20 protein-coding genes and 1 riboswitch are annotated in these 23,814 nt (G+C 70.8%); of the genes, 11 read left to right on the top strand and 9 right to left on the bottom strand.

Annotated elements, in window-relative coordinates; translation table 11 throughout:
* The first annotated feature begins 106 nt into the window (after positions 1 to 106).
* The 3 genes from ACFWBB_RS32770 to ACFWBB_RS32760 all read left to right on the top strand — a co-directional run bounded on the left by ACFWBB_RS32770 (position 107) and on the right by ACFWBB_RS32760 (position 2,849).
* Positions 107 to 790 (top strand): MerR family transcriptional regulator, encoded by a 684-nt coding sequence (locus tag ACFWBB_RS32770; protein WP_385279670.1) that lies wholly within the window; start codon positions 107 to 109, stop codon positions 788 to 790.
* A gap of 68 nt (positions 791 to 858) precedes the next feature.
* Positions 859 to 2,379 carry a DNA polymerase IV gene (locus ACFWBB_RS32765; RefSeq protein ID WP_385279667.1) on the top strand — a complete coding sequence of 507 codons (1,521 nt, stop codon included), beginning with the start codon at positions 859 to 861 and terminating at the stop codon, positions 2,377 to 2,379.
* 8 nt (positions 2,380 to 2,387) lie between these two features.
* Positions 2,388 to 2,849 (top strand): nucleotidyltransferase domain-containing protein, encoded by a 462-nt coding sequence (locus tag ACFWBB_RS32760; protein WP_385279664.1) that lies wholly within the window; start codon positions 2,388 to 2,390, stop codon positions 2,847 to 2,849.
* 107 nt (positions 2,850 to 2,956) lie between these two features.
* Here the strand turns inward: ACFWBB_RS32760 and ACFWBB_RS32755 are convergent, their stop codons facing one another.
* Positions 2,957 to 3,328, bottom strand: a complete 372-nt coding sequence (locus tag ACFWBB_RS32755; RefSeq protein ID WP_385279662.1) for a PRC-barrel domain-containing protein — start codon at positions 3,326 to 3,328, stop codon at positions 2,957 to 2,959.
* 112 nt (positions 3,329 to 3,440) lie between these two features.
* Positions 3,441 to 3,536, top strand: a riboswitch (glycine riboswitch).
* 183 nt (positions 3,537 to 3,719) lie between these two features.
* Here ACFWBB_RS32755 and gcvP point away from each other — a divergent pair.
* The gene (gene gcvP / locus ACFWBB_RS32750; RefSeq protein WP_385279659.1) at positions 3,720 to 6,605 is read left to right on the top strand and encodes an aminomethyl-transferring glycine dehydrogenase; all 2,886 of its coding nucleotides are present in this window, start codon (positions 3,720 to 3,722) and stop codon (positions 6,603 to 6,605) included.
* Between the two features lie 50 nt (positions 6,606 to 6,655).
* Here gcvP and ACFWBB_RS32745 read toward each other — a convergent pair whose 3' ends face one another.
* Positions 6,656 to 7,075 carry a molybdopterin-binding protein gene (locus ACFWBB_RS32745; RefSeq protein ID WP_385279656.1) on the bottom strand — a complete coding sequence of 140 codons (420 nt, stop codon included), beginning with the start codon at positions 7,073 to 7,075 and terminating at the stop codon, positions 6,656 to 6,658.
* A gap of 67 nt (positions 7,076 to 7,142) precedes the next feature.
* Positions 7,143 to 9,095 (bottom strand): APC family permease, encoded by a 1,953-nt coding sequence (locus ACFWBB_RS32740; protein WP_385279652.1) that lies wholly within the window; start codon positions 9,093 to 9,095, stop codon positions 7,143 to 7,145.
* Between the two features lie 417 nt (positions 9,096 to 9,512).
* Here ACFWBB_RS32740 and ACFWBB_RS32735 point away from each other — a divergent pair, with 417 nt between their 5' ends.
* From ACFWBB_RS32735 to ACFWBB_RS32720, 4 genes are all read left to right on the top strand, one after another.
* On the top strand, positions 9,513 to 10,805 hold the full coding sequence (locus ACFWBB_RS32735; protein ID WP_385279698.1) for an extracellular solute-binding protein: 1,293 nt from the start codon (positions 9,513 to 9,515) through the stop codon (positions 10,803 to 10,805).
* A gap of 6 nt (positions 10,806 to 10,811) precedes the next feature.
* A complete protein-coding gene (locus tag ACFWBB_RS32730) occupies positions 10,812 to 11,810 on the top strand; it encodes a carbohydrate ABC transporter permease (protein ID WP_385279649.1) in 999 nt (332 codons plus the stop codon).
* Positions 11,811 to 11,914: 104 nt separating this feature from the next.
* Positions 11,915 to 12,679: a carbohydrate ABC transporter permease gene (locus ACFWBB_RS32725; protein ID WP_385279695.1), complete on the top strand. Its 765-nt coding sequence runs from the start codon at positions 11,915 to 11,917 to the stop codon at positions 12,677 to 12,679.
* Positions 12,680 to 12,734: 55 nt separating this feature from the next.
* Positions 12,735 to 13,820 (top strand): endo-1,4-beta-xylanase, encoded by a 1,086-nt coding sequence (locus ACFWBB_RS32720; protein WP_385279646.1) that lies wholly within the window; start codon positions 12,735 to 12,737, stop codon positions 13,818 to 13,820.
* Between the two features lie 151 nt (positions 13,821 to 13,971).
* Here ACFWBB_RS32720 and ACFWBB_RS32715 read toward each other — a convergent pair whose 3' ends face one another.
* The 5 genes from ACFWBB_RS32715 to ACFWBB_RS32695 all read right to left on the bottom strand — a co-directional run bounded on the left by ACFWBB_RS32715 (position 13,972) and on the right by ACFWBB_RS32695 (position 16,031).
* Complete coding sequence (locus ACFWBB_RS32715; protein WP_385279692.1) at positions 13,972 to 14,283, bottom strand: substrate-binding domain-containing protein; 312 nt, start codon at positions 14,281 to 14,283, stop codon at positions 13,972 to 13,974.
* Complete coding sequence (locus tag ACFWBB_RS32710) at positions 14,283 to 14,429, bottom strand: hypothetical protein (RefSeq protein ID WP_385279643.1); 147 nt, start codon at positions 14,427 to 14,429, stop codon at positions 14,283 to 14,285. The genes ACFWBB_RS32715 and ACFWBB_RS32710 overlap by 1 nt, the downstream gene beginning before the upstream one ends.
* A 19-nt stretch (positions 14,430 to 14,448) precedes the next feature.
* Complete coding sequence (locus ACFWBB_RS32705; RefSeq protein ID WP_385279640.1) at positions 14,449 to 14,769, bottom strand: hypothetical protein; 321 nt, start codon at positions 14,767 to 14,769, stop codon at positions 14,449 to 14,451.
* Between the two features lie 123 nt (positions 14,770 to 14,892).
* The gene (locus ACFWBB_RS32700) at positions 14,893 to 15,081 is read right to left on the bottom strand and encodes a DUF5999 family protein (RefSeq protein ID WP_328483150.1); all 189 of its coding nucleotides are present in this window, start codon (positions 15,079 to 15,081) and stop codon (positions 14,893 to 14,895) included.
* A gap of 359 nt (positions 15,082 to 15,440) precedes the next feature.
* On the bottom strand, positions 15,441 to 16,031 hold the full coding sequence (locus ACFWBB_RS32695) for a hypothetical protein (RefSeq protein WP_385279637.1): 591 nt from the start codon (positions 16,029 to 16,031) through the stop codon (positions 15,441 to 15,443).
* Between the two features lie 570 nt (positions 16,032 to 16,601).
* On the opposite strand from ACFWBB_RS32695, the gene ACFWBB_RS32690 reads away from it, so the two are divergent.
* Positions 16,602 to 18,119, top strand: a complete 1,518-nt coding sequence (locus ACFWBB_RS32690; protein ID WP_385279634.1) for a glutamate--cysteine ligase — start codon at positions 16,602 to 16,604, stop codon at positions 18,117 to 18,119.
* A 691-nt stretch (positions 18,120 to 18,810) separates the two neighbouring features.
* Positions 18,811 to 19,611 carry a CPBP family intramembrane glutamic endopeptidase gene (locus ACFWBB_RS32685; protein WP_385279631.1) on the top strand — a complete coding sequence of 267 codons (801 nt, stop codon included), beginning with the start codon at positions 18,811 to 18,813 and terminating at the stop codon, positions 19,609 to 19,611.
* Positions 19,612 to 19,642: 31 nt separating this feature from the next.
* On the opposite strand, the gene ACFWBB_RS32680 is transcribed toward ACFWBB_RS32685, so the two are convergent.
* Entirely contained in the window at positions 19,643 to 20,452 is an 810-nt protein-coding gene (locus tag ACFWBB_RS32680) for a PhzF family phenazine biosynthesis protein (RefSeq protein WP_385279628.1), read from the bottom strand.
* A gap of 503 nt (positions 20,453 to 20,955) precedes the next feature.
* Between ACFWBB_RS32680 and ACFWBB_RS32675 the strand changes: the two genes are divergently transcribed.
* Positions 20,956 to 23,676 (top strand): LuxR C-terminal-related transcriptional regulator, encoded by a 2,721-nt coding sequence (locus ACFWBB_RS32675; RefSeq protein WP_385279625.1) that lies wholly within the window; start codon positions 20,956 to 20,958, stop codon positions 23,674 to 23,676.
* Positions 23,677 to 23,814: the final 138 nt, after the last annotated feature.

The raw sequence follows: 23,814 nt of genomic DNA, 5'->3' as shown, positions 1-23,814 counted from the left end.
ACCACTCTCAGGGTGATTATCACTCGGCGTGCCGAGTGTGGCGATCGTTGACGCACCCCTGGTGACTGCCTACCGTCGACAAGGCAGGTCAAGGACGGAGGTCGGCGTGAGAAGCAGCGGCGACGGTACGGCTGGGGGTGCCCCCGGACTCGGTCTCGGGGGGAGCGGTCCGTACCCTCCCTCAAGCTCTCAACCGCGCTTGAGCAGGGGGTACCCCCAGCAGAGCAGCGCGGCCGATCACGCTCCCCAGCGACCGGCGGCCGTGCCGAGCAGCGGAGGGGCGACGTCCATGGCGTCCGAGCAGATCGGCTATCGAGGTCCGACGGCCTGCGCGGCCGCAGGGATCACCTATCGGCAACTGGACTACTGGGCCCGCACCGGGCTGGTGGAGCCGAGCGTGCGACCCGCCCACGGGTCCGGCACGCAACGTCTGTACAGCTTCCGCGATGTCGTCGTCCTGAAGATCGTCAAACGGTTCCTCGACACCGGGGTGTCGCTGCAGAACATCCGCACCGCCGTGCAGCATCTGCGGGAGCGCGGGTTCAGCGACCTGGAGCGCATGACGCTGATGAGTGACGGCGCCACGGTCTACGAGTGCACCTCGCCGGACGAGGTCCACGCGCTGCTCCAGGGCGGTCAGGGCATCTTCGGGATCGCCGTGGGCGTGGTGTGGCGGGACGTCGAGAGCGCGCTGTCGCAACTGCACGGCGAGCGCGTCGACACCGGGGAGACGCTGGTCGGGCACAACCCGGCGGACGAGCTGGCACGTCGGCGCAACCGGGCGGTCTGAGGTCCTGCGAGAGGGCGACGGGCGGCTGTGCGACGTCATTGTCAGTGGTGTGGTGCAGCATCGGACATGTGAGAAACGCGCCCACCATCCTGCATCTCGACATGGATGCCTTCTTCGCTCAGGCGGAGCAGGCATCCAAGCCGAGTCTGCGCGGGAAAGCCGTGGTCGTGGGCGGTCTTGGGCCCCGCGGAGTGGTGGCGACCGCGTCCTACGAGGCGCGGGTCTTCGGGGTGCACTCGGCGATGCCCATGGCCCAGGCGCGTCGGCGGGCTCCGAACGCGGCGTATCTGGTGCCGCGCTTCGCGTTCTACCGGTCGATCAGCGAGCAGGTCATGCAGCTTCTGCGGGCGCTGTCGCCGCTCGTGGAACCGCTGAGCCTGGACGAGGCCTTCGTGGACCTGGATGCCGGGGGAGCGGCCTGGGACGGTGAGTCGGCCCGGCTGGCAGGCATCCGACTGCGCGAGGACATACGGGCCGTGACCGGGCTCACGGGTTCGGTGGGGCTGGCTTCCTGCAAGATGCTGGCGAAGATCGCTTCCGAGCAGGCGAAGCCCGACGGACTGGTGCTCATCGAGCCGGGGACCGAGCGGGCCCTGCTCGGCCCCCTGTCGGTGCGGACGCTGCCGGGGGTCGGCCCGGCGACGGGGGACCATCTGAGACGGGCCGGAATCATCACGATCGACGAGATCGCCGAGGCCGGTGAGGACGAGCTGGTGCGGCTGCTGGGCAAGGCGCACGGGCACGCGCTGTACGCCATGGCGCTGGCCCGCGACGACCGGCCCGTGGTGGCCGAGCGGGAGGCCAAGTCGGTGTCGGTGGAGGACACGTACGACGTGGACATCCACGACCGGGTCCGGGTGGAGCTGGAGGTGCAGCGACTCGCGGACCGGTGTGTGCGCCGGCTGCGGGGGGCCGGCCTGTCGGGGCGGACCATCGTGCTGAAGGTGCGGCGGTACGACTTCTCCACGCTCACCCGGTCCGAGACCCTGCGCGGGCCCACCGACGATCCGGCCGTGGTCCGGGAGGCGGCGGCCCGGTTGCTGGACTCCGTGGACACCACGGGCGGGGTGCGGCTGCTCGGTGTGGGCGTCAGCGGGCTGGCTGACTTCACGCAGGAGGATCTGTTCGCGCAGGCCGCTGAGGAGCGGGCGGACGGGCATGAGGAGGATCCAGCGGACGAGCCCGTCCGCGAGGTGCCGGTGCCGGTCGAGCACCAGTGGCGCCCCGGCCACGACGTGCGGCATACCGAGCTCGGGCACGGCTGGGTGCAGGGGAGTGGGTTGGGTCGGGTCACCGTGCGGTTCGAGACACCCGAGTCGGAGCCGGGACGGGTACGGACCTTCCGGACAGACGATCCGGGACTCCAGCCTGCGGATCCCCTGCCGTTGGTGCGACGAAGGCCTGATGCCGAGGGCGGGGAGGCGTCGGGAGAGGCGTCCGGGCCGTCGGATGCGGAGGGGGAATTACCGATGGTGGAGTTCGGGAACTCTCTGCGAGGCGGATCTGTTACACAGAGTGAAGATGTTCGAAAGTGTGGGGTGAGTCGGAGTGGTGGCGGTGTCCCGCGGGGTGGCGCCGGTGACGGATGAGGAACCGCATGAATCTGCACGGAGGTCGGTTCACGGACCCGGCCGGGGTGTCGTCGGCGCGTGAAGCCGAGATGCGGCGGGTGGTGGACCGCGTCACCCGGTGGGCCGCGAACCGGAGCGATGTGGTGGGGCTGCTTCTCGTCGGGTCCTGTGCGCGTGGGGCCGCGCGTCCCGACTCGGACGTGGACCTCGTGGTGTTGTCGACGGCCCCTGCCCGGTACGCCGAGGACGACGGGTGGACGCGCGAGCCGGCCCTGGGTGAGGTGGTCCGGGTCCAGGAATGGGGGCCCCTCACCGAGTGGCGGTATGTCACCGTGTCCGGTCTGGAGGTCGAGGTGGGCGTCGCTTCCGTCCGCTGGGCACGGATCGATCCCGTCGACGACGGCACCCGCAGAGTCGTCACGGACGGCGCCCGGCCGCTGTACGACCCGGCCGGGATTCTCGGCGCGCTGATACGGGCCTGTGCCTGAGTCTCAGTCTCAGGGCCTGTGCCGGAGGCTCCGTGCCAGGAGACCAGTGTCAGGACCTGTGGACCTGTGCCTGTGGACCTGTGCCTGAGGGGCTGTGCCCGGGAAGCTCAGCTCTCGTCGGTGCCCGCCAGGCGGCCGAAGTCGTGGTCGGGGAGTGGTGGAGGGGCGCCCACGTCCAGGCCGTAGTGGTGGTAGAGCTGGAGTTCCTGTTCCGGGGAGAGGTGGCGGCCGACGCCGAAGTCGGGAGCGTCCTTGATCAGGGACCGGTCGAAGGGGATGTGCAGGGTGCCCTCCACCAATCGGCTGGGCTCCAGAGGGACGAAGGCGTCGCGGGAGAACAGACCGGTACGTATGGCAGCCCACTCCGGTGCGCCGGTAGCGTCGTCGAGGTAGACCTCGTCGATCGTGCCGATCTTGGTGCCGTTGCGGTCGAACGCCTTGCGGCCGATCAGGTTGCGCGGATCGATGTCCGTCTGCACGGGCCCTCCACTTGGTCGCAACTCATCCGTAAGCACTACAAAAGAGCACATTGGGACGGGCGGCCACTCGAGCGAGCCTCCATGACCTCGCTGGTAGTCTGACAACGGCTGCTGACACCGCGCGGGAGAGTCCTCCGGACACCATCGGAGGCGCCGAAGGAGCAAATCCTCCCCGGAATCTCTCAGGCTCACGTACCGCGCGGTCGAGGTCACTCTGGAAAGCAGGGCGGGTCGCCGACGGCGTCGACGGCTTCCGCTCTCACCGACGGTGAAAGCCGGGCGCTCTCGGGCGGCCGGTGAAGCTCTCAGGTTGAGATGACAGAGGGGGAGGCCGTCCGGGTACCCGCCGTGGTGACCCTCGCAGGTCGTGTCAGACCAGGAGGCCTCCGTAATGACCGCCCATCGCATTCCGCTCGCAGAGCTCGAGCAGGGAATTCCCTTCGAACAACGCCACATCGGGCCCGACCATGAGGCACAGGCCAAGATGCTCGCGCAGGTCGGCTACGGCTCGCTCGACGAGCTGACCGCCGCCGCGGTCCCGGATGTCATCAAGAACGCCGACGCGCTGGACCTGCCGGGCGCGCGGACCGAGGCCGAGGTGCTGGCCGAGCTGCGCTCGCTGGCCGACCGCAACCAGGTTCTCGACTCGATGATCGGCCTCGGCTATCACGGGACCTTCACGCCGCCCGTCATCCTGCGCAACGTCATGGAGAACCCCGCCTGGTACACGGCCTACACGCCGTACCAGCCGGAGATCTCCCAGGGCCGGCTCGAGGCGCTGCTGAACTTCCAGACCATGGTCGCCGACCTCACCGGGCTGCCGACCTCCGGTGCGTCGCTGCTCGACGAGGGCACGGCCGCCGCCGAGGCGATGGCGCTGTCCCGGCGCATGGGGAAGAACAAGAAGGGCCTCTTCCTCATCGACGCGGACGCGCTGCCGCAGACCATCGCCGTGATCGAGACCCGCGCCGAGCCGACGGGCGTGGAGATCGTCGTCGCCGACCTGAGCGACGGCATTCCGGCGGAGATCGCCGCGCGGGAGATCAACGGCGTGCTCGTCCAGTACCCCGGTGCCTCCGGTGCCGTACGCGACCTCGAAGCGATCATCAAGCAGGCGCACGGGCTCGGCGCGCTCGTCACCGTGGCCGCGGATCTGCTCGCGCTGACGCTGCTGAAGTCGCCGGGCGAGCTGGGTGCGGACATCGCGGTGGGTACGACGCAGCGGTTCGGGGTGCCGATGGGCTTCGGCGGGCCGCACGCCGGTTACCTGGCCGTCCGCGAGCAGTTCGCGCGCAGCCTGCCTGGGCGGCTCGTGGGTGTGTCCGTGGACGCCGACGGGCACCGGGCCTACCGGCTGGCGCTGCAGACGCGTGAGCAGCACATCCGGCGTGAGAAGGCCACCAGCAACATCTGCACGGCGCAGGTGCTGCTGGCGGTGATGGCGGGGATGTACGCCGTCTATCACGGTCCCGACGGACTGCGTGCGATCGCTCGGCGTACGCACCGGTACACCGCGATCCTCGCCGCCGGGCTCGAGGCCGGCGGCGTCGAGGTCGTGCACGGTGCGTACTTCGACACGCTGACCGTGCGGGTGCCCGCGAAGGCCTCCGCAGTCGTCGCCGCCGCGCGGGAGCACGGGGTCAACCTGCACCTCGTCGACGCCGACCACGTGTCGATCGCCTGCGACGAGACGACCGCTCGGGCGCAGGTGGCCGCCGTCTGGGCCGCCTTCGGGGTGGACGGCGACATCGAGGCGCTCGACGTGGCCACCGGGGACGCCCTGCCCGACGGGCTGTTGCGCTCCGACGAGATCCTCACGCACCCCGTCTTCCACCAGCACCGCTCCGAGACCGCGATGCTGCGCTATCTGCGCAGGCTCGCCGACCGGGACTACGCGCTCGACCGGGGCATGATCCCGCTGGGCTCCTGCACCATGAAGCTCAACGCGACCACCGAGATGGAGCCGGTCACCTGGCCCGAGTTCGGGCAGCTGCACCCCTTCGCGCCGGCCGAGCAGGCGGAGGGATACCTGACGCTCATCCGTGAGCTGGAGGAGCGGCTCGCCGAGGTAACCGGGTACGACAAGGTGTCGCTGCAGCCGAACGCCGGGTCGCAGGGTGAGCTGGCCGGGCTGCTCGCCGTCCGGGGGTACCACCGGGGCAACGGGGACGAGCAGCGGACCGTGTGCCTCATCCCGTCCTCCGCGCACGGCACGAACGCGGCCAGTGCGGTGATGGCGGGCATGAAGGTCGTCGTCGTGAAGACCGCCGAGGACGGCGAGATCGACGTCGAGGACCTGAGGACGAAGATCGAGCGGCACCGGGACGAGCTGGCGGTGCTGATGATCACCTACCCGTCGACGCACGGAGTGTTCGAGGAGCACGTCGCCGACATCTGCGCCCAGGTGCACGAGGCCGGCGGACAGGTGTACGTCGACGGCGCCAACCTGAACGCCCTCGTCGGTCTCGCCAAGCCGGGGCACTTCGGCGGAGACGTCTCGCACCTGAACCTGCACAAGACGTTCTGCATCCCCCACGGGGGCGGCGGCCCGGGTGTCGGACCCGTCGCCGTACGGTCGCATCTGGCGCCCTATCTGCCGAACCACCCGCTTCAGCCCGCCGCCGGGCCGGAGACCGGGGTGGGACCGATTTCGGCCGCCCCCTGGGGTTCCGCGGGGATCCTGCCGATCTCGTGGGCGTATGTGCGGCTCATGGGCGGCGAGGGGCTCAAGCGGGCCACGCAGGTGGCCGTGCTGAGCGCCAACTACATCGCCAAGCGGCTGGAGCCGCACTACCCGGTGCTCTACAACGGGCCGGGCGGGCTGGTCGCGCACGAGTGCATCATCGACCTGCGGCCGCTGACCAAGGCGACCGGCGTGAGCGTCGACGACGTGGCCAAGCGGCTCATCGACTACGGGTTCCACGCGCCGACGATGTCGTTCCCGGTGGCCGGGACGCTGATGATCGAGCCCACCGAGTCCGAGGACCTGATCGAGCTGGACCGTTTCTGCGAGGCGATGATCGCCATCCGCGCGGAGATCGAGAAGGTCGGGGCGGGCGAGTGGCCCGCCGAGGACAACCCGCTGCGCGGTGCCCCGCACACCGCGGCCGCGCTGGGCGGGGAGTGGGAGCACGCGTACACGCGTGAGGAGGCCGTCTTCCCGGCCGGTGTGTCGGCCGGCGACAAGTACTGGCCGCCGGTGCGCCGGATAGACCAGGCCTTCGGCGACCGGAACCTGGTCTGCTCGTGCCCGCCGCTGGACGCGTACCAGGACTGAGCGAGCGGGTGAGGGCCCCCGTCCGTTCCGGGCGGGGGCCCTCGCGCGTTCTACGCCGTCGCCAGGGCCACCTCGGTCGCCTTGATCAGCGCGATGACATCGGAGCCCACGAAGAGGCCGAGGTCCTCGGCTGCTTCCTTGGTGATCACGGCGGTGAGTTCGCCCTGGTCCATGGAGATCTTCACGGAGGCCATGACCCCGCCGGTCACCAGGCCCGTGATTGCGCCGGTGAGCTGGTTGCGGATCGACAGGCCGTCGACCCGGGCGGTGGCCAGGGAGACCTCCGTCGCCTTCACCAGGGCTCGGACGGCGGTGCCTGTGGTGAGGGCGAGCTGGTTCACGGCTTCCAGAGTGATGGCCGCGGTGAGGTCCTGGCCGCCGTCCAGACGGATCTTGACGGTGGCCATGACCTCGCCGGTCCGGACGGCGGTGACGGTGCCGGGGAGTTGGTTGCGGATGCTCAGGCTCATGAGCGTCCACGGTAGGCCGCCGGGCACCTTATGTGGGGTATGTGCGGTATGCGTCGCCAGGTCGGGGTCAACCCGTGTGGACGCGGGGGCGGCGGGCGCGGTCCGGTTCGGCCTCGCGCAGCACCTCCCGGGTGACCGGAGCGACCTCGCCCTGGCCGAAGAGGAAGAAGCGCAGGAAGTTGGCGAAGGGGTTGCCCTCGGTCCACTCGAAGTAGATGTGGGGGATGCAGCCGGTGACGTCACGGGTGTGCAGCAGCAGCGCGGCCAGGGCGTTGGAGATGGAGGAGGACTCCAGGGTCAGGACGCGGTAGCGGTTGTGCAGGACCTCGCCGCGCACGGTCAGACCGGCTTCGAACTCGGACGGGTCGACGACGGTGACCTCTAGGAACACGAAATCCTCGCCGGGGATGTCGTTGTCCTGCCGGATCTGTTCGATCTTGTCGCGGTACTCGGCCTTGTCGCGCTGGTCGGGCTCGTTGGCGATGAACCGTATCTTGCGGCTGGCCATGTCGCGGATGAAACGTTCCGCCATGTCGTCCAGCGTCACGCTGGTCACGCGGAGCTCGAAGGCGCGGGCCAGCCGGGACAGCAGGGAGACCAGGATGATCCCGGCGATGAAGCAGGCGCCGATCTTCACGCCGTCGGGGCGCTCGATGACGTTCACGACGGTCACGTAGAGCAGCACCGCCGAGACCACGACGAAGCCGACGGTCCAGCCCCGCTGCCGGGCGCGGCGGGCGGCGATGGTCACCGCGATCGCGGCGGAGGACATCAGGACGAGGACGCCGGTGGCGTAGGCGCCGCCCTGGGCGTCGACGTCGGCGTCGAAGATCCAGGTGACCAGGAAGGCGACGAGGGTGAAGACGATGACCATGGGGCGGACGGCGCGCGCCCAGTGCGGGGCCATGCCGTAGCGGGGGAGATAGCGGGGCATCAGGTTGAGCAGTCCGGCCATCGCGGAGGCGCCGGCGAACCACAGGATGGCGATCGTCGACACGTCGTACACCGTGCCGAAGACGTTGCCCAGATACTCGTGGGACAGGTAGGCGAGGGCGCGTCCGTTGGCCCGGCCGCCGGGCTCGAACTCCTTCTCCGGGATCAGCACCGTGGTGATGAAGCTGGTGGCGATGAGGAAGACGCTCATGATCAGGGCGGCGGTCGTCAGCAGCTTCTTGGTGTCCCGGATACGGCCCGCGGGGTTCTCCGCGGTGTCGGCCGGGTCGCCCTGCACGTGCGGCATGACCGCCACGCCGGTCTCGAAGCCGGACAGGCCGAGCGCGAGCTTGGGGAAGACCAGCAGGGAGACGCCGATCATCGCGAACACGTTGCCGTGCTCGGCGGTCAGGGCGTCGGCCCAGTCGGTGACCAGGTGGCCCTCGGTGAGCACATGCCACAGTCCGACGAACACCACGACGACGTTCAGGCTCAGATAGATCACGACCAGGGCGACCGCGACGCCGATGGCCTCCAGGAACCCCTTGAGGAACACCGCTCCGAGCAGGGCGACGAGGACGAGCGTGATCATCATCTGCCGGTCGTGCAGGGTGCTGGTCAGGTGCGGGTTCTCGACCAGGTGGGTGGAGGCGTCCGCCGCGGACAGGGTGATCGTGATCAGGAAGTCGGTGGCGGCGAAGCCGAGCAGCGTCAGGACGAAGAGTTTGCCCTTCCAGAAGGACAGCAGCCGTTCCAGCATCGCGATCGAGCCCTCGCCGTGCGGGCTCTCCTCGGCCACGCGCCGGTAGACCGGCAGGGCGCCCGCCAGAGTGACGATGACCAGCACGACCGTCGCGACCGGGGAGAGCAGACCTGCCGCGAGGGCGGCGATGCCCGGCTGATAGCCGAGGGTCGAGAAGTAGTCGACACCGGTCAGGCACATCACCCGGTACCAGCGCTGGCCCTTGTGCGGGGGCTCGGGTTCGGCATGCGGTCCCTGGTGGCCGCCCTGCTTGCCCATGTCGGACAGCCCCTCCAGCATCCAGGCGCGCAGGCGGGTGGGAGGCGGGTGCTCGGTGGTGGCCATCGGCGGGCTCCTGATGCGCGGCTCAGCGTGCGGTTTCGGCCATCACGCGGACGGCGGAATCAGCGTAAGCGGAGAGTGATGCCGGGGCCCCTGGATCATGGGCGGGACGGCGTCAAGCTTCCGTTAAGACTGGTCGGAGGTCGATCGGAGGGGCCGTAGGACCCATACACAGCGTCACACGCCGCCGGAATTGTTTCCGACCGCCGGAGCTTCGTCGCGAAGCGCTTCGTAATGTTCGCCGATGATTTCGAATGTTTCGATGACTCTGGACGCCTCGCTGGGCCTTCCTTCGTGAACAGAGCCCCGGATTCCCTGCGTTCAAGGGGTTGCCTCCCGTCGGAGGGTGTCTCTAGGGTGCGGCAGCAGCGAAGCTTTCTGGATCTGGTTCGAAACTTTCGATCTATCAAGGAGCGCATGATGGGCGACCCGGCACTCTCCCGCCGCGGCTTCCTGGCGGCCTCCGCCGCGGCCGGTCTGAGCATGACGGCACTGAGCGCCTGCGGCGGCGACTCGGACGGAGGGTCGTCGGGGACGACCACCATCGAGTGGTGGAACATCTCCACCACCCAGCCGACCAAGGACGTATGGGCCGCTCTGGCCAAGCAGTTCGAAGCCCGGAACCCCAAGGTGAAGGTCAAGATCGTTCAGCTGGAGAACGACGCCTACAAGTCGAAGATGACGGCGCTGACCGCCTCCGGGAAGCTGCCCGACATCTTCCACACCTGGGGCGGCGGTGTCCTGAAGCAGCAGGTCGACGCCGGTCTGGTCGAGGACCTCACGGAGAAGACGAAGGGCTGGGGCGACAGCCTGCTCTCCGTCGCCCGCGAGCCCTACCTGATCGACGAGAAGGCGTACGGCATCCCGTTCGACATCGGCATGATCGGGTTCTGGTACAACAAGGCCCTCTTCAAGCAGGCCGGCGTCAGCGCGCCTCCCACCACCTGGAGCGGCTTCCTCGATGCCGTGCGCAAGCTGAAGGCCGCCGGGATCACACCGCTCGCGCTGGCGGGCAAGGAGAAGTGGCCCGGCATGTACTACTGGGCGTACCTCGCGATGCGCACCGCCGGTGTCGACGCCCTCGGCAAGGCCGGGAACGACAAGGACTTCACCGGGGACGGCTTCGTGAAGGCCGGGCAGCACCTCCAGGACCTCGTCGACCTCCAGCCGTTCCAGAAGGGCTTCCTCGGCGCCGCCTACTCCAGCCCCACCGGCCAGGCCGCCGCCGTCGGCAACGGCAAGGCGGCGATGGAACTCATGGGCCAGTGGGCGCCGGTGGTGGAGGCCGACGCGGGCAAGGGGCTCGGGGCGAACCTCGGCTTCTTCCCGTTCCCGGCGGTCGACGGCGGCAAGGGTGTGATCACCGAGGTGTTCGGCGGCGGCGGCGGGCACGCGCTGCGCAAGGACGCCCCACAGGCGGCCGTCGACTTCCTGAAGTTCTTCGCCTCCGTGGCCACGGACACCGAACTGGTCAAGAAGACCGGGGTGCTGCCCGTCGTACCGGCCGCCGAGAGCGCCATCACCGACCCCAACATCAAGGCCGTACAAGCCCAGTTGAAGGCCGCCACCGGCTTCCAGCTCTACCTCGACCAGGCGTACGCGCCTGCCCTCGGCCAGGAGGTCAACGACAGCGTCGCCGCGCTCATCGCCGGGTCCAAGTCGCCTCAGCAGGTCACCGAGTCGATCACCAAGGTCGCCAAGGAAGAGCAGTAGCAGTCGATGACCTCCACCTTCCTCCCGGACAAGCGAAGCGGCCCGGACGTCGGCCCGCCGCCTCCGTCTCCCGGCTCGGGCCGGGGCCGGACGCGGCGGCGGGCGCTGCACTGGCTCACCGCCGTCGGCTTCCAGGTGCCCGCGCTGGTGCTGTTCGGCACGCTCGTGCTGCTGCCGATGCTGTTCGCGCTGTACGCCTCGTTCTTCCGCTGGGGCGGCTTCGGCATGCCCGACGACTACATCGGCGGCGACAACTTCACCCGGCTCTTCCAGGACCCGGTGTTCCTGGGCGACCTGTGGCGCTGCCTGCTTCTGGTCGGCCTCTCGCTCGTCCTGCAACTGCCGTTCGCGCTCGCCCTTGCGGTCGCGCTCAACCAGCGGATCCGCGGCCGGGCCGTGTACCGGATGCTGTTCTTCGCGCCGTACATCCTCTCCGAGGCGATCACCGGCGTGCTCTTCAGCATGATCTTCGCCCCGGACGACGGCCTCGCCGACCACGTGCTCGGGGCGATCGGCCTGGACGGGGTGGGCGGGCAGTGGTTCGCCGACCCGTCCACCGTCATGGCGACCCTCTTCCTGGTCATGACGTGGAAGTACTTCGGCTTCCACATGATGCTCTACCTGGCCGGACTGCAGTCCGTCCCGGCCGAGTTGACGGAGGCCGCCCTGATCGACGGAGCGGGCCCCTGGCAGCGCTTCCGCCATGTCACCCTGCCGCTGCTCGCGCCGACCCTGCGGATCAGTGTCTTCCTGTCGGTCATCGGCTCGATCCAGCTCTTCGACCTGGTGTGGGTGGTCACCGCGGGCGGTCCCGACCACCACTCCGAGACGATGGCCGTGACCATGTTCCAGTACGGCTTCAAGCGCTACCAGGTCGGCTACGCCAGCGCGATCAGCGTCGCCATGTTCGGCATCAGTCTCGTCTTCGCCCTCGCCTACCAGCGGTTCGTGCTCCGCCGGGACCTTCAGGGCGCCACCACGACCATGCGAGGAGGCGGCTCGTGAGCGTCGTCAAGACCGGCCGGGCGGCTCGCGGGACCGGCCGTACAGCGCGCAGGACCGGCCGGACGCTTCCCCTGCACCTCGTCCTCGGGGTCGTCGGCGCGGTGATGGCCGTACCGCTCGTCTACGCCGTGCTGTCCGGCTTCAAGTCCACCGACCAGCTCTCCCGCAACCCCATCGGCCTGCCCGATCCCTGGATCACCTCCAACTACACGGACATCCTCGGTTCCGGCTCCTTCTGGCAGCTCGTCGGCAGCAGCACGCTCATCGCGGCCGGTACGACGGTGGTGGTCGTCGCGGTGTCCGCGCTCGCCGCGTTCTCCTTCGCCCGGTTCGCCTTCCGCGGCCGGGAAATGCTCTTCACCCTGTTCACGATGGGGCTGATGTTCCCCTTCGCGGTGGCGGCGCTGCCCCTGTTCCTGCTGTTGCGCTCGATGGACCTGCTGGACAACCCGCTCGGCGTGATCCTCCCGCAGGCCGCCTTCGGGCTGCCGATGACCATCGTCATCCTGCGCGGGTTCTTCCGGCAGATCCCCGCCGAGCTGGAGGAGGCGGCCACCCTCGACGGCTGCGGCCCCCTCGGCTTCTTCTGGCGGATCCTGCTGCCCATGGCAAGGCCCGCCCTCGGCACGGTCTCCGTGCTCGCCGTGGTCGGCAGCTGGAACAACTTCCTCCTCCCGTTGCTGGTCTTCAACGAGCCCACCTGGTGGACCATCCCGATCGGCGTCCAGCAGTTCCAGGGCCAGTACTCCGCGGAGTACGCGCGCGTGTTCGCCTATCTCGTCCTCGCCATGGTGCCCGCCCTGGCCTTCTACGCCGTCGCAGAGCGCCAGCTCGTCGGCGGCCTCACCGCCGGCGCCACAAAGGGATGACCCGCGCCCGCGGACCCGTACGGCTCACCCCAGCCCTATCGTGAGGAGTCGCACCATGCCCAGCACCGCCCACGGCACCGCCGCACGCACCCGGCTCAGACTCGCCGGAGCCCTCGCAACCGTCCTCGTCGCCGCCGGTGTCGCCGGCGGGCCCGCCGCCCAGGCGCACGAGGGCCCGGCGCACGGAAAGCCGCGTACGACCCTCGCCGGCCTCGCGCAGCGCCACGGCCGCTACTTCGGCAGCGCCACCGACAATCCCGAGCTCACCGACACCGCCTACACAAGGATTCTGGGCCACGAGTTCGACATGATCACCCCGGGCAACGGCATGAAGTGGTACGCCACCGAGCCGCAGCAGGGTGTCTTCGACTGGACGGCCGGGGACGAGATCCTCGGCCTCGCGCGCGCCCACCACCAGCAGGTCCGCGCCCACACCCTCGTCTGGCACAGCCAACTGCCCGGCTGGCTGACCGGCAAGGAGTGGACGGCGGACGAGCTGCGGGCCGTCCTGAAGAACCACATCCAGACCGAGGTACGCCACTACCGGGGCAAGGTCTACTCCTGGGACGTCGTCAACGAGGCGTTCAACGAGGACGGCACCTACCGCGAGACGGTCTTCTACAAGACCCTCGGCCCCGGTTACATCGCCGACGCCCTGCGGTGGGCCCATGAGGCCGACCCGAAGGCGAAGCTGTACCTCAACGACTACAACATCGAGGCGGTCGGCCCGAAGAGCGACGCCTACTACGCTCTGGCCAAGGAACTGAAGGCCCAGCGCGTTCCGCTGGACGGCATCGGCCTCCAGGCCCACCTCGCCCTCCAGTACGGCTATCCGACGACGCTCGAGGACAACCTCCGCCGCTTCTCCCGGCTCGGCCTGGACACCGCGCTCACCGAGGTCGACGTACGGATGCTGCTGCCCGCGACCGACGAGAAGCTGGCGCAACAGGCCGACTGGTACCGGGACTTGACCGAAGCATGCCTCGCGGTGCGGCGGTGTGCCGGCATCACCGTCTGGGACTACACCGACAAGTACTCGTGGATCCCGGCGTTCTTCCCCGGCCAGGGCGCGGCGCTGCCCTGGGACGAGCAGCTCGCGCCGAAGCCGGCGTACCGGGCGATCCGGGAGGCGCTCAGCTAGCCGGCGCCGCAAGGTGGCGCGTGCTCGAACGGACCACCAGCTCCGTGCCCGGTTCCACCCGCGGCGAGTCCGGGCGCTCGCCGCGGGCCAGGCTCAGGACGGTGCGGGGGGCGAGTCTGCCCATGTCGGCCAGGGGGGTGACGGACGACGGTCAACGGCGGTGCGGACCAGCGGACTTCCGGAGGTCGTCGAAGCCGACCACGCCCATGTCCTCCGGGGCCCGCAGGCCGCGTCGGCGCAGCGCCTCGATCGTGCCGAGCGCCGTCCGGTCGTCCGCCGTGAACACGGCGGTCGGCGGTTCGGGCAGACCGAGCAGGGCGGTGCAGCCGGTGAGGCCGGACTCGGGGCGGAAGTCGCCGGGGACGACGAGGGTTCGTCGACGGCGAGACCGGCCGCCTCCAGGGCGGGCCCGATAGCCACCGAAGCGGGCGCGGGAGCACAGCAGCCGGGGCGGGCCGGCGATCAGGCCGATCCTGCGGTGGCCCAGCGACAGCGGATGCTCGGTGGCCGCGAGGCCGGCGCCCAGTTGGCGGCGCCGACGGCCGGGGTGTCGACGGCGGGGGAGCCCGTCGGGTCGACGACGACCAGCGGGACGCCCAGGTTGCGCAACTGCTCGTGCAGGGTGGGTTCAGAGCCAAAGTGACGAGGATGACGCCGCCGGAGGCGCGGGAGCGCAGGTGCGCCTCCACTGGCGGGCGACGCCCGAGTGGTCGTGGGTCGCGGACACCACCGTGCCCACCCCGGGCGCGTGCGCGACCTCCTCGACCCCTCGGATTATCTCCATCCCCCAGGGGCTGCCGAGGTCCTTGAAGACCAGGTCGAGCAGCGAGGCGCGGGAGCGGGAGACGGCGGGGCGCTTGCGGTAGCCGTGCGGACGCGGCAGGTCCTCGACGCGGGCCCGGCGCCGCGGTGGGAATTCGTACCGGAGACGTGCAGGAGGAGATATCACACCGAGGCGGGTCGGCTACGGGGAGTGAGCGACCCCGGAGACGCGTCGGGGCCGGTTCGCGTGCGGTCCGCGGGCCGGCCCCTCATGTCTGCGGACGGCGGTCCCGCGCCGTCCGGCTGGTGCTCAGGCGGCGGTCACGACCCGGTGGGGGGCGATGACCTGGCCGTCCGGCAGGAGCTCACCGGTGTCCTCGAAGAGCAGGACGCCGTTGCACAGCAGGCTCCAGCCCTGTTCCGGGTGGTGCGCCATGAGGCGCGCGGACTCCCGGTCGGCTGAGGTCGCTGTCGGGCACGGTGGCTGGTGCTGGCACATGGATGGGAACTTCCGCTCTGGCGTGAGGTGTGAGATGGCTGTCGTGTCTGTTCCGCGGCGTGAAACGTCGTTCATGGCCGCCCCCCGTTGTGATAAGTCCGTCGGAACCCAGTGTTGCCCCACGGAGGTCGATCCGCAGGGATTTCGCGGCACCGCTTCTCACAGGTTCATGACGCATCACCCACGCGGGCGGTTCATCTCAACCGCACTGTCACTTCGGATGGTTCCTGGTAGCCGGATGGGGCTAGTCCGGACGGTACGGGGGCGGATTCCGCGCCGCCGGACGCACCGTACCCCGCCACCGGGGCCTCGGTGGCGGGGTACGGGGTGAGGGGTCTGCCGGTCGGCCGGTCGAGCGGTCAGGCCGGTGAACCGAGCAGCGGTGGCGTCGCCGGTGTCACCCGCAGGGTGAGCAGCGGGAGCAACTCGGCGACCCGGTGCGCGCGGTGTGCGGCGATCCCGGGCGGCGCCGGGGCCAGCGGTACCAGGATGTCTGTCGGGGCCGGATGGCCCGTGGTGCCGTCAGAGGCGCTGTCGCCGTGCAGCCAGAGGGTGAGCATGTAGAGCCCGGGCACCGAGAGCAGCCGCGCCTGGAACGGCTGGGCCGTCGATTCGGCCTGGCGCAGGGCGCGTTCGGTGGAGGCGACGTAGGGGCCTTCGAAGAAGTGCGAGAACGCCCAGCCGTCCGGGGTGAGCCGGGTGTCGGCCGCGGCCACGGCGCGGTCGCCGCAGCGGATCACGAAGCGCCAGCCGGCCAGCCGGGTCGCGGCCACGCCTTCGGGGGTGATCCGGTCCAGGACGTGCAGGGGCAGCGGGAGTTCGGGGGTGGTGTCGCCCTGGGCGGTACGCAGGGAGGGAGTACGAGCCTCGCGGACCGCGGTGGGGGAACCGAGTGCCATGAGGACGGAGCGCAGGGCGGGCGCGGGAGCCGGGGGGACATGCAAAGGCATGGTGGATCGCCTCTCATTCGACAGGCACGGTGGCGCGAGGGCGTGGGCGGACGGCGCTGTCAGCTTGCTCTCGACAGGTCGGAGAGGCGGCGGCCGGAGTCTGCGGGTGCGGGGGTGCGCGAGCGGCCCGCCGTCACCTCGACGGCAGGCTCCTTCGACCGTGGGCGCCAACCTTCTCTGCCTTGTTCGCGGAGTTTATACGACATGTGTTCAGACTGTGTTTCGTCTAGTCGATGCCGGGACACTCGGCAAGGGTTCATTCGGTCGGCGATAGGGGTGAATCATCCCGATTCAGAGCGGGTAGCACGGCGATGACCTCGGCTTATGCGCGCCCAGCGGTCGGCCCATTCCTGTCGGCGTTTTTCACGAGTTCCTGATTTCGTGAAAGGGCGCCCGGCGGCATGCCCGGTGAATGTGCCACAGGTCACCGCCGGTGGCTTTCGGTCAGCGTAGCGGGCGCGGGGTCGCGCGGGGGACGTTATCGATCGGCAGGGCTGGGCATCATCCACCCTGAACGGATCATCGGGCGGCCGGGACCCTCGGCCCGCCCACGTGAGGAGGGACGCTTCGATGGGGGAAAAGGTCGTGGCAGGCGCGTTCGACCTGTCCGATCGTCAGCACTACCGGGACAAGCTCCAGCGGTGTCTGACGGGGCTCGAGAGGCTCCTGGCCCAGAAGCGCTTCGACCGCCCCAAGAACCTCATGGGGCTCGAGATCGAACTGAATCTCGCGGGTGCCGACGGCCAGCCGAGAATGCTGAATGGGCAAGTGCTGGAGAGGATCGCAAGCCGGGATTTCCAAACAGAACTCGCCATGTTCAATCTGGAAGTCAACATAGCCCCACACCGATTGGGTGGCCGCGTTTTCGATCGACTCGCGGAAGAACTCCGCACGTCACTGGCATATGCCCATCGAAAGGCGGGCGAGGTCGACGCGGGCATCGTGATGATCGGTATTCTGCCGACCCTCGACCGGGACGACCTGGTCTCGTCGAACCTTTCCGAGGTCGACCGCTACACCCTCCTCAACGACCAGATCGTGGCCGCCCGGGGAGAGGACTTCGCCCTCGAGATCGACGGGGTCGAGCGGCTGTCGTGCACCTCGAAGTCGATCGTGCCCGAGGCCGCCTGCACCTCCGTGCAACTGCACCTCCAGGTCACGCCGGCCCGCTTCCCCGCGGTGTGGAACGCCGCGCAGGCGGTCACCGCGGCGCAGATCGCCGTCGGCGCCAACTCGCCCTTCCTGTTCGGGCACGAGCTGTGGCGGGAGTCCCGGCCCCCGCTGTTCCAGCAGGCCACCGACACCCGGCCGCCGGAGCTCCAGGCGCAGGGCGTACGGCCGCGGACGTGGTTCGGGGAACGGTGGATCAGCTCGGCGTACGAGCTGTTCGAGGAGAACCTGCGCTTCTTCCCGCCGCTGCTGCCCATCTGTGACGAGGAGGATCCCCTGGAGGTCCTGGAGGCGGGCGGCGTGCCCTCCCTCGCCGAGCTCGTCCTGCACAACGGTACGGTCTACCGCTGGAACCGGCCCGTGTACGGCATCGCCGACGGCGTCCCGCACCTACGGGTGGAGAACCGCGTCCTGCCCGCCGGGCCGACCGTGACCGACGTGGTCGCCAACGCCGCCTTCTACTACGGCGTCGTCCGGGCCCTGGCCGAGGAGTCGCGGCCGGTGTGGTCCCGGCTCCCGTTCGAGGCGGCCGCCGCCAACTTCGACGCGGCCTGCCGGTACGGCATCGAGGCGCGGCTGCAATGGCCCCGGCGCGGGCGGCTGGGCGGCGTGACCGAGGTGGACGCGGTGAGTCTCGTACGGGACGAGCTGCTGCCGCTGGCCGAGGCCGGGCTGGACGCGTGGGGCGTGGAACCGGCCGATCGCGATCTGTATCTGGGGGTCATCGAGGAACGGTGCCGGCGGCGGACCAACGGGGCGACCTGGCAGGTGGCCACGTTCCACCGCGCGGTGGAGGCCGGGCTGTCGCGGGACGCCGCGCTGGCGGCGACCACAAGGCGGTACGCGGAGCTGATGCACCTCGGTGAGCCCGTGCACACGTGGCCCGTGGGAGTGCCGGAGGCTGCGCCTCGGGGATGAGGGTCGGGGCGGTCGGGGCTGTCGCGGCTTTCAGGGGCTTTCGGTGTTTCGCCGGCTGCGGGCCGGTGGCCGGTGGGGGCCGGTCGGGCCCACGCGGCGGAGCCGCATATCGAGGCGGCCCCGCCCCTGGGTGGGTGAGCGGTGGGGGCGGGATCCGGTTCGGTTCGAGGTGGCCGGGTGGGTGAGCGGTGGGGGCGGATCCGGTTCGGTCCGGGCCGGTTCTCGCGTCCCTGGGCGGGTGAGCGGTAGGTGGGATGGGGTGTGGGACGGGGCCCCTGCCCGTGGGTGGGGTGGGTGGGGTGGGTGGTAGTGGGATGGGGTGCGGGCCGGGGCCGTACCCCATGGTGCGGGCTCCGTGGGTCCTTTGAGAGGCTCGGCACCCTCCTCGTGGGCCGTCGTGACGGTCGTCGTGGGCCGTCGTGACGGTCGCGGCGCGTCGGCGCAGTCGAGGGCGGGGGTCGCTGCCGCCCGGCCCGTACTGATCGGGCAAGCTGTGACGTCCCACGACGGTGGCGCCCCTCCCGGTCTGCCCGTGGCGCTTTTCCGCCGCACGGCCGACGAAGAGGGAGGTATGCCCCCGTACGGCGTCCGTCCCCCTGACGGCCTGTCGCGCACGATCTTCGTCACTTCTCCCGGGACTCCGGCGAGGCAGCGGTGGGGATGCGGTGGGCTTACGCAACTGGAGGCAGGTGTGCAGGTGGAGGCAGGGTCGGTGGCTGATTCTTTTCCGCGGGAACAGCTCTCGCGACGGATTCTCCGTGACGAGACGCTGCTCGTTCTGGGGGTCTCGCTCGGCGCGAGCGGTGTGTCCGCCCTGATCAGTTTTGTCGGATCGGTCACCAAGCCGGGAGGCTTGAAGGACCAGGCGGCGACCCTCAACGCCTCGGCCGCGCCCGGCCGCCCCTGGCTCGATCTCGCCTGGCAGCTGTTCGGGATCGCCACGGAGCTCGTCCCGGTGGCCCTCGTCGCGCACTTCCTGCTGCGCGAGGGGCAGGGACTGCGGACGCTCGGTTTCGACCGCACCCGGCCCTGGCCGGACCTCGGCCGCGGGGCCGCGGTCGCCGCGGTGATCGGCAGTACCGGCATCGCCTTCTACCTGGCGGCACGGGGCCTCGGCTTCAACCTCACGGTGGTGCCGGAGGCGCTGCCGGACGTGTGGTGGAAATACCCGGTGCTGGTCATGTCCGCTCTGCAGAACGCGATCCTCGAAGAGGTCATCGTCGTCGGCTATCTGCTGCGCCGACTGGGCCAGTCGGGCTGGACGCCGGGCACCGCGCTCGTGGCCAGTGCCGTGCTGCGCGGCTCGTACCACCTCTACCAGGGCATCGGCGGCTTCATCGGCAACATGGTGATGGGCGTGGTGTTCGTCTACCTCTACCGGCGCTGGGGCCGGGTGGGCCCCCTGGTGGTGGCGCACTCCCTGCTCGACATCGGGGCCTTCGTCGGGTACGCGCTGCTGGCGGGCAAGGTGGGGTGGCTGCCGACGGCGTGAGCCACCCCTCCGGCCGGCCCCGGAACCTGCCCTAAGCGAGCAGTTCGCCCTCGATGACGGTGATCGCGCGACCGGTCAGCAGGGTGCGGTCGCCGCGCAGTTCGGTGCGGACGCGGCCGGACCGGGGGGAGGCCTGGAGGCCGGTCAGGGCGGTGCGGCCGAGCCGCTCGGACCAGTAGGGCGCCAGGGCGGTGTGGGCGCTGCCCGTCACCGGGTCCTCGTCGATGCCGAAGTTCGGGAAGAAGCAACGCGAGACGAAGTCGTGGCCCAGGTCCGGGTCCTCGGCGCGGGCGGTGGCGATGATGCCCCGGCGGGAGTGGACGGCCAGGGCCTTGTGGTCCGGCCGCAGGGCGTGGACGGTCTGCTCGTCGGCCAGCTCGACCAGCAGGTCGCCGACGTGCGGACCGGTGTCGAAACAGGCGAGCGGCTCCGCGCCCAGGGCCTCGCCGACCCCGTCGGGGATCGCCACCTCCGTCAGCGGGGCGGTCGGGAAGTCCAGGGTGATCGAGCCGTCCTCGGCGGGCGTCGCGACGAGCACACCGCTGCGGGTGGCGAAGCGCACCGGGCCCAGGTGGGTGCCCGTGGTGTGCAGGACGTGGGCCGTGGCGAGCGTGGCGTGGCCGCACAGGTCGACCTCGGCCGCGGGCGTGAACCAGCGCAGAGCCCAGTCCGCCGCGCCGCCCTCGGGGAGCGGGTGGGCGAACGCCGTTTCGGCGTGATTGACCTCCAGAGCGATCTTCTGGAGGCGGTTGTCGTCCGGGAAGGCGTCCAGCAGCAGGACCCCGGCCGGGTTGCCGGCGAAGGGGCGGTCGGTGAAGGCATCGACGATTCGAATCCGCATGCCGGTGACGGTAGGGGGTGCCCGATCCCTCGGCCACGGCCAATCCGCGAGTCCTGGCCCGGTCACCGAGGGGCCTCGCGGGGAGCACAGCACGCCGTGGCCGGATTTCGTCCGGCCATCGGCACGGGAGCGGGAGCGGGAGCGGGTGCGGGCGAGGTCAGAGGGCTGGGTTCTTGTTCGCCGCCCGGGGCGCGGGGACGTCGTGGCCCGGATCCCGTCAGCCTCCACCGGCCTCCGGCGCGAAGGGGCTTTGGTGCGGCTGGTGTCCGGCTACCGGCGCGCAGCGGCCTCGGCCGGGATGCGGTCGGTCCCGTTACGCAGGGGCCTCGGCCGGGATGCTGCCGGCCCCGTCGGGAACGGGCCTGGCCGGATTTTCGGTGGTCCGACGCTCGTACGCCGTGGCGTCGTCGTGTGTGGACCTTCCGCAGGGCGCCCGGGGCGGAACCCTGGGATGCTGAGGGGGCGCGCTACCCATGACCTGACGAACAGTGGCGGTGAGCGCCATGGCTGGGCTCGAGGACAGCGGTACCGATCCGACGGCGCCGTACGCCGATCCACAGGGGGATCCCTTTCTGCGCACGCGGTTCGTCGCACCGGCCCGGCCGGTGACGTTCCTGCGGCGTGAGCGGCTGGTCCGGCACCTCGACCAGGCCCTGGGGACCCCGTTGACGATGGTCAACGGCGCTGCCGGCGCGGGCAAGACGCTGCTGGTCGCCGACTGGGCCGCGATGTGCGACCGGCCCGTCGCCTGGCTCACCACGGACGCGGCGGGGCAGGGTCCGGGCATGCTGTGGGCGTACCTGCTCCAGGCCCTGCGCGCCTCGGGAACGTCCCTGCCCGCCGGAGTGGGCTGCCCCGCGGACGCGAGCCGTGTGACGCCCAAGCTGCTGGCGCGGCTCGCCGCAGAGCTGAGTACCCGGGACCGGCCCGTGATCGTGGTGCTCGACGAGTACGACCGGGTGGCCGACCCGGAGATCGCGGAGCAGCTGGAGTTCGTTCTGCGCCACGCGGGCGACGGCCTGCGCCTGGTCCTCGTCACCCGTACCGAACCGCTGCTGCCCCTGCACCGGTACCGGGCGGCCGGTGAGCTGACGGAGATCCGGGGCGCGGAGCTGGCCTTCACCTCCGAGGAGGCGGCCGAACTGCTGGAGCTGCACGGACTGCGGCTTCCGGCGCACGCGACGCAGGGTCTCGTGGACCGCACCCGGGGCTGGGCCGCGGGCCTGCGCCTGTGTGCCCTCGCCGCACGCCAGGACCCGGACCCGGAGACGTATCTGAAGGAGTTCGAGGCCGACCGCAGCACGGTCGCCGACTTCCTGCTGGCGGAGGTGCTCAGACGGCAGCCGCCCGCGACACAGGATCTCCTGCTGCGGGTCAGCGTCCTCGACCGGTTCCGTCCCGAGCTGGTGAACGCCCTGACCGAGCGCACCGACGCCGGGCCCATCCTGGCCGACCTGTGCCGCGAGAACGCGTTCGTCGAGCACCTCGGGCAGGACTGGTACCGCCTCCACCCGCTGTTCGGTGAGATCCTCCGGGCCCATCTGCGGATGCGCTCGCCGGGCCTGGAGCCGGAACTGCACCGGCAGGCCGCGCACTGGCTGCGGAGCTGCGGATCCCTCTCGGAGACGCTGGGCCAGGGCGCCGCCGCGGGTGACTGGGAGTTCACCGCCGACGCCCTGATCGACGACCTCGCCATCGGCTGGCTCTTCACCGGCTGGCGCTCGGACGAGATCGCCGACCTGTTCTCCCCGATGGGGCCGGAGACCACGAGCCCCGCCACGGACCTCGTCCGCGCCGCCCGTGACCTCTCCCGGCGCGATCTGGACCGCGGCCTGACGCACCTGCGGCACGCGGAGCAGAGCCTGGCGGCCGCACTGGGCCTGACGGCCGGGCCGGGCGACGTGGCGGACCAGGCACTGTCGGCGGGACGGAGTCCGGAGGGCGAGGTGCCCGGTCTCGTGGCGGCCCGGTTGAGCTGCGCGCTGCTCGAGGCGCTGGCCGCCCGGCTGACCGGCGCGCCGGACCGGGCGGAGAGGGCCGCGGCGGCGGCCGAGACGCTGTGCGACCAGGCACCCGCCCACCTGCTGGAGAGGCATCCCGAGCTCACCGCGCTCCTGCTGGCCCATCTGGGCTCGGCGCGCCTTTGGGCCGGGCGGTTCGAGGACGCGTGTGCCGCCCTGTCGAAGGTCGCCGGGGGCTCGGCCGGGGCTTCGACCGCGCTCGCCCGCGAGGACTCGCTCGGACGGCTGGCGCTGATCGACCACCTGAACGGCTGGCCGGGCAGGGCGGAGCGCAAGGCCCGGGCGGCCATGACCGAGACGGAGCGGTACGGCGTGCCCCAGCCGTCCGGTTCCGGCATGGGGCGGCTGGTACTCGCCGCCGTCGCCGTGGACCGCGACGACCTGGGCCGGGCGCGGACCCTCCTCGACGAGGCGGCCGAATCGCATCCGGCGCTGCGGGACCCCGTGATGGAGGCGGGCCGGGCCATCGCCACGGCCCGCCTGGAACTGGCCCGCGGCGACACACGAGCCGCCCTCAAAGCGGTGGAACGGGCCGTGCCGGCCGCCGTGACCTCCCCCTGGGCGGCGGGCCAGACGGCGCTCGTCGTCTCCGCGGCGCATCTGGCCGAGGGCCGGCCCGAGACGGCTGTCGACGTACTGCGGGCGGTGTCCGAGGAGCAGCCGGCATGCGCGGTGGGGGCCGCGCGGGCCCAGCTGGCGGCGGGCAGGCCCGGGGCGGCGATGGACCTGCTCGACGCTGTGCGGTCCGAAGGCCGTGCGGGGCCCGCGGTGACCGTCCGGGCCACGCTGGTGAGAGCCCAGGCGGCGAACGAGGCGGGGGACACGGCCACCGCGCACAGGCTCGTCGCCCACGCCCTGCGCGAGGCGCGACGTGACGGGCTGCGACGGCCATTCCGCGAGGCCGGTCCATGGATCCGACCGGTGCTGGACGCCGTGTCACCACGGGTGTCGGCGGCGGACCGGCTCAGCCCGGGCGGCCCGGTGTCCGGCGGCCCGCCGATCCCGGTCGTGGAGGAGCTGAGCGGTCGCGAACTCGACGTACTGCGCAGGCTCGCCCTGACCATGTCGACCGAGGAGATCGCGGCCGATCTGTACGTCTCCGTGAACACGGTCAAGACCCACCTCAAGAGCGCCTACCGGAAACTGGCGGTCAACCGTCGCAACGAAGCGGTGCGCCGGGCCCGCGAACTGAAGCTGTTGTGACGAAGACGCACGACACCAAGGACACCGGGCCCTCGCGTATCGCCCGTTGCGGGTGAGGCCGGACCCCGGTGGCAGGACGGACGATCGCAGGGTGAGTGCGCAGCCCGCCAGTCCCAGGCCACCTTGGGGGAGAGCAGC

The organism is Streptomyces sp. NPDC060000 (assembly GCF_042737375.1).
In the GTDB taxonomy this organism is placed as follows: Bacteria; Actinomycetota; Actinomycetes; order Streptomycetales; family Streptomycetaceae; genus Streptomyces.
This window is presented reverse-complemented; position numbering and strand designations above follow the sequence as displayed.

Bases quoted from the DNA above. Each gene is read 5' to 3' on its own strand.
- ACFWBB_RS32680 (WP_385279628.1), bottom strand. From the start codon at position 20,452: ATGCGGATTCGAATCGTCGATGCCTTCACCGACCGCCCCTTCGCCGGC.
- ACFWBB_RS32760 (WP_385279664.1), top strand. From the start codon at position 2,388: ATGAATCTGCACGGAGGTCGGTTCACGGACCCGGCCGGGGTGTCGTCG.
- ACFWBB_RS32695 (WP_385279637.1), bottom strand. From the start codon at position 16,031: ATGCCTTTGCATGTCCCCCCGGCTCCCGCGCCCGCCCTGCGCTCCGTC.
- ACFWBB_RS32725 (WP_385279695.1), top strand. From the start codon at position 11,915: ATGGCCGTACCGCTCGTCTACGCCGTGCTGTCCGGCTTCAAGTCCACC.
- ACFWBB_RS32730 (WP_385279649.1), top strand. From the start codon at position 10,812: ATGACCTCCACCTTCCTCCCGGACAAGCGAAGCGGCCCGGACGTCGGC.
- ACFWBB_RS32740 (WP_385279652.1), bottom strand. From the start codon at position 9,095: ATGGCCACCACCGAGCACCCGCCTCCCACCCGCCTGCGCGCCTGGATG.
- ACFWBB_RS32745 (WP_385279656.1), bottom strand. From the start codon at position 7,075: ATGAGCCTGAGCATCCGCAACCAACTCCCCGGCACCGTCACCGCCGTC.
- gcvP (WP_385279659.1), top strand. From the start codon at position 3,720: ATGACCGCCCATCGCATTCCGCTCGCAGAGCTCGAGCAGGGAATTCCC.
- ACFWBB_RS32720 (WP_385279646.1), top strand. From the start codon at position 12,735: ATGCCCAGCACCGCCCACGGCACCGCCGCACGCACCCGGCTCAGACTC.
- ACFWBB_RS32675 (WP_385279625.1), top strand. From the start codon at position 20,956: ATGGCTGGGCTCGAGGACAGCGGTACCGATCCGACGGCGCCGTACGCC.
- ACFWBB_RS32735 (WP_385279698.1), top strand. From the start codon at position 9,513: ATGGGCGACCCGGCACTCTCCCGCCGCGGCTTCCTGGCGGCCTCCGCC.
- ACFWBB_RS32690 (WP_385279634.1), top strand. From the start codon at position 16,602: ATGGGGGAAAAGGTCGTGGCAGGCGCGTTCGACCTGTCCGATCGTCAG.
- ACFWBB_RS32700 (WP_328483150.1), bottom strand. From the start codon at position 15,081: ATGTGCCAGCACCAGCCACCGTGCCCGACAGCGACCTCAGCCGACCGG.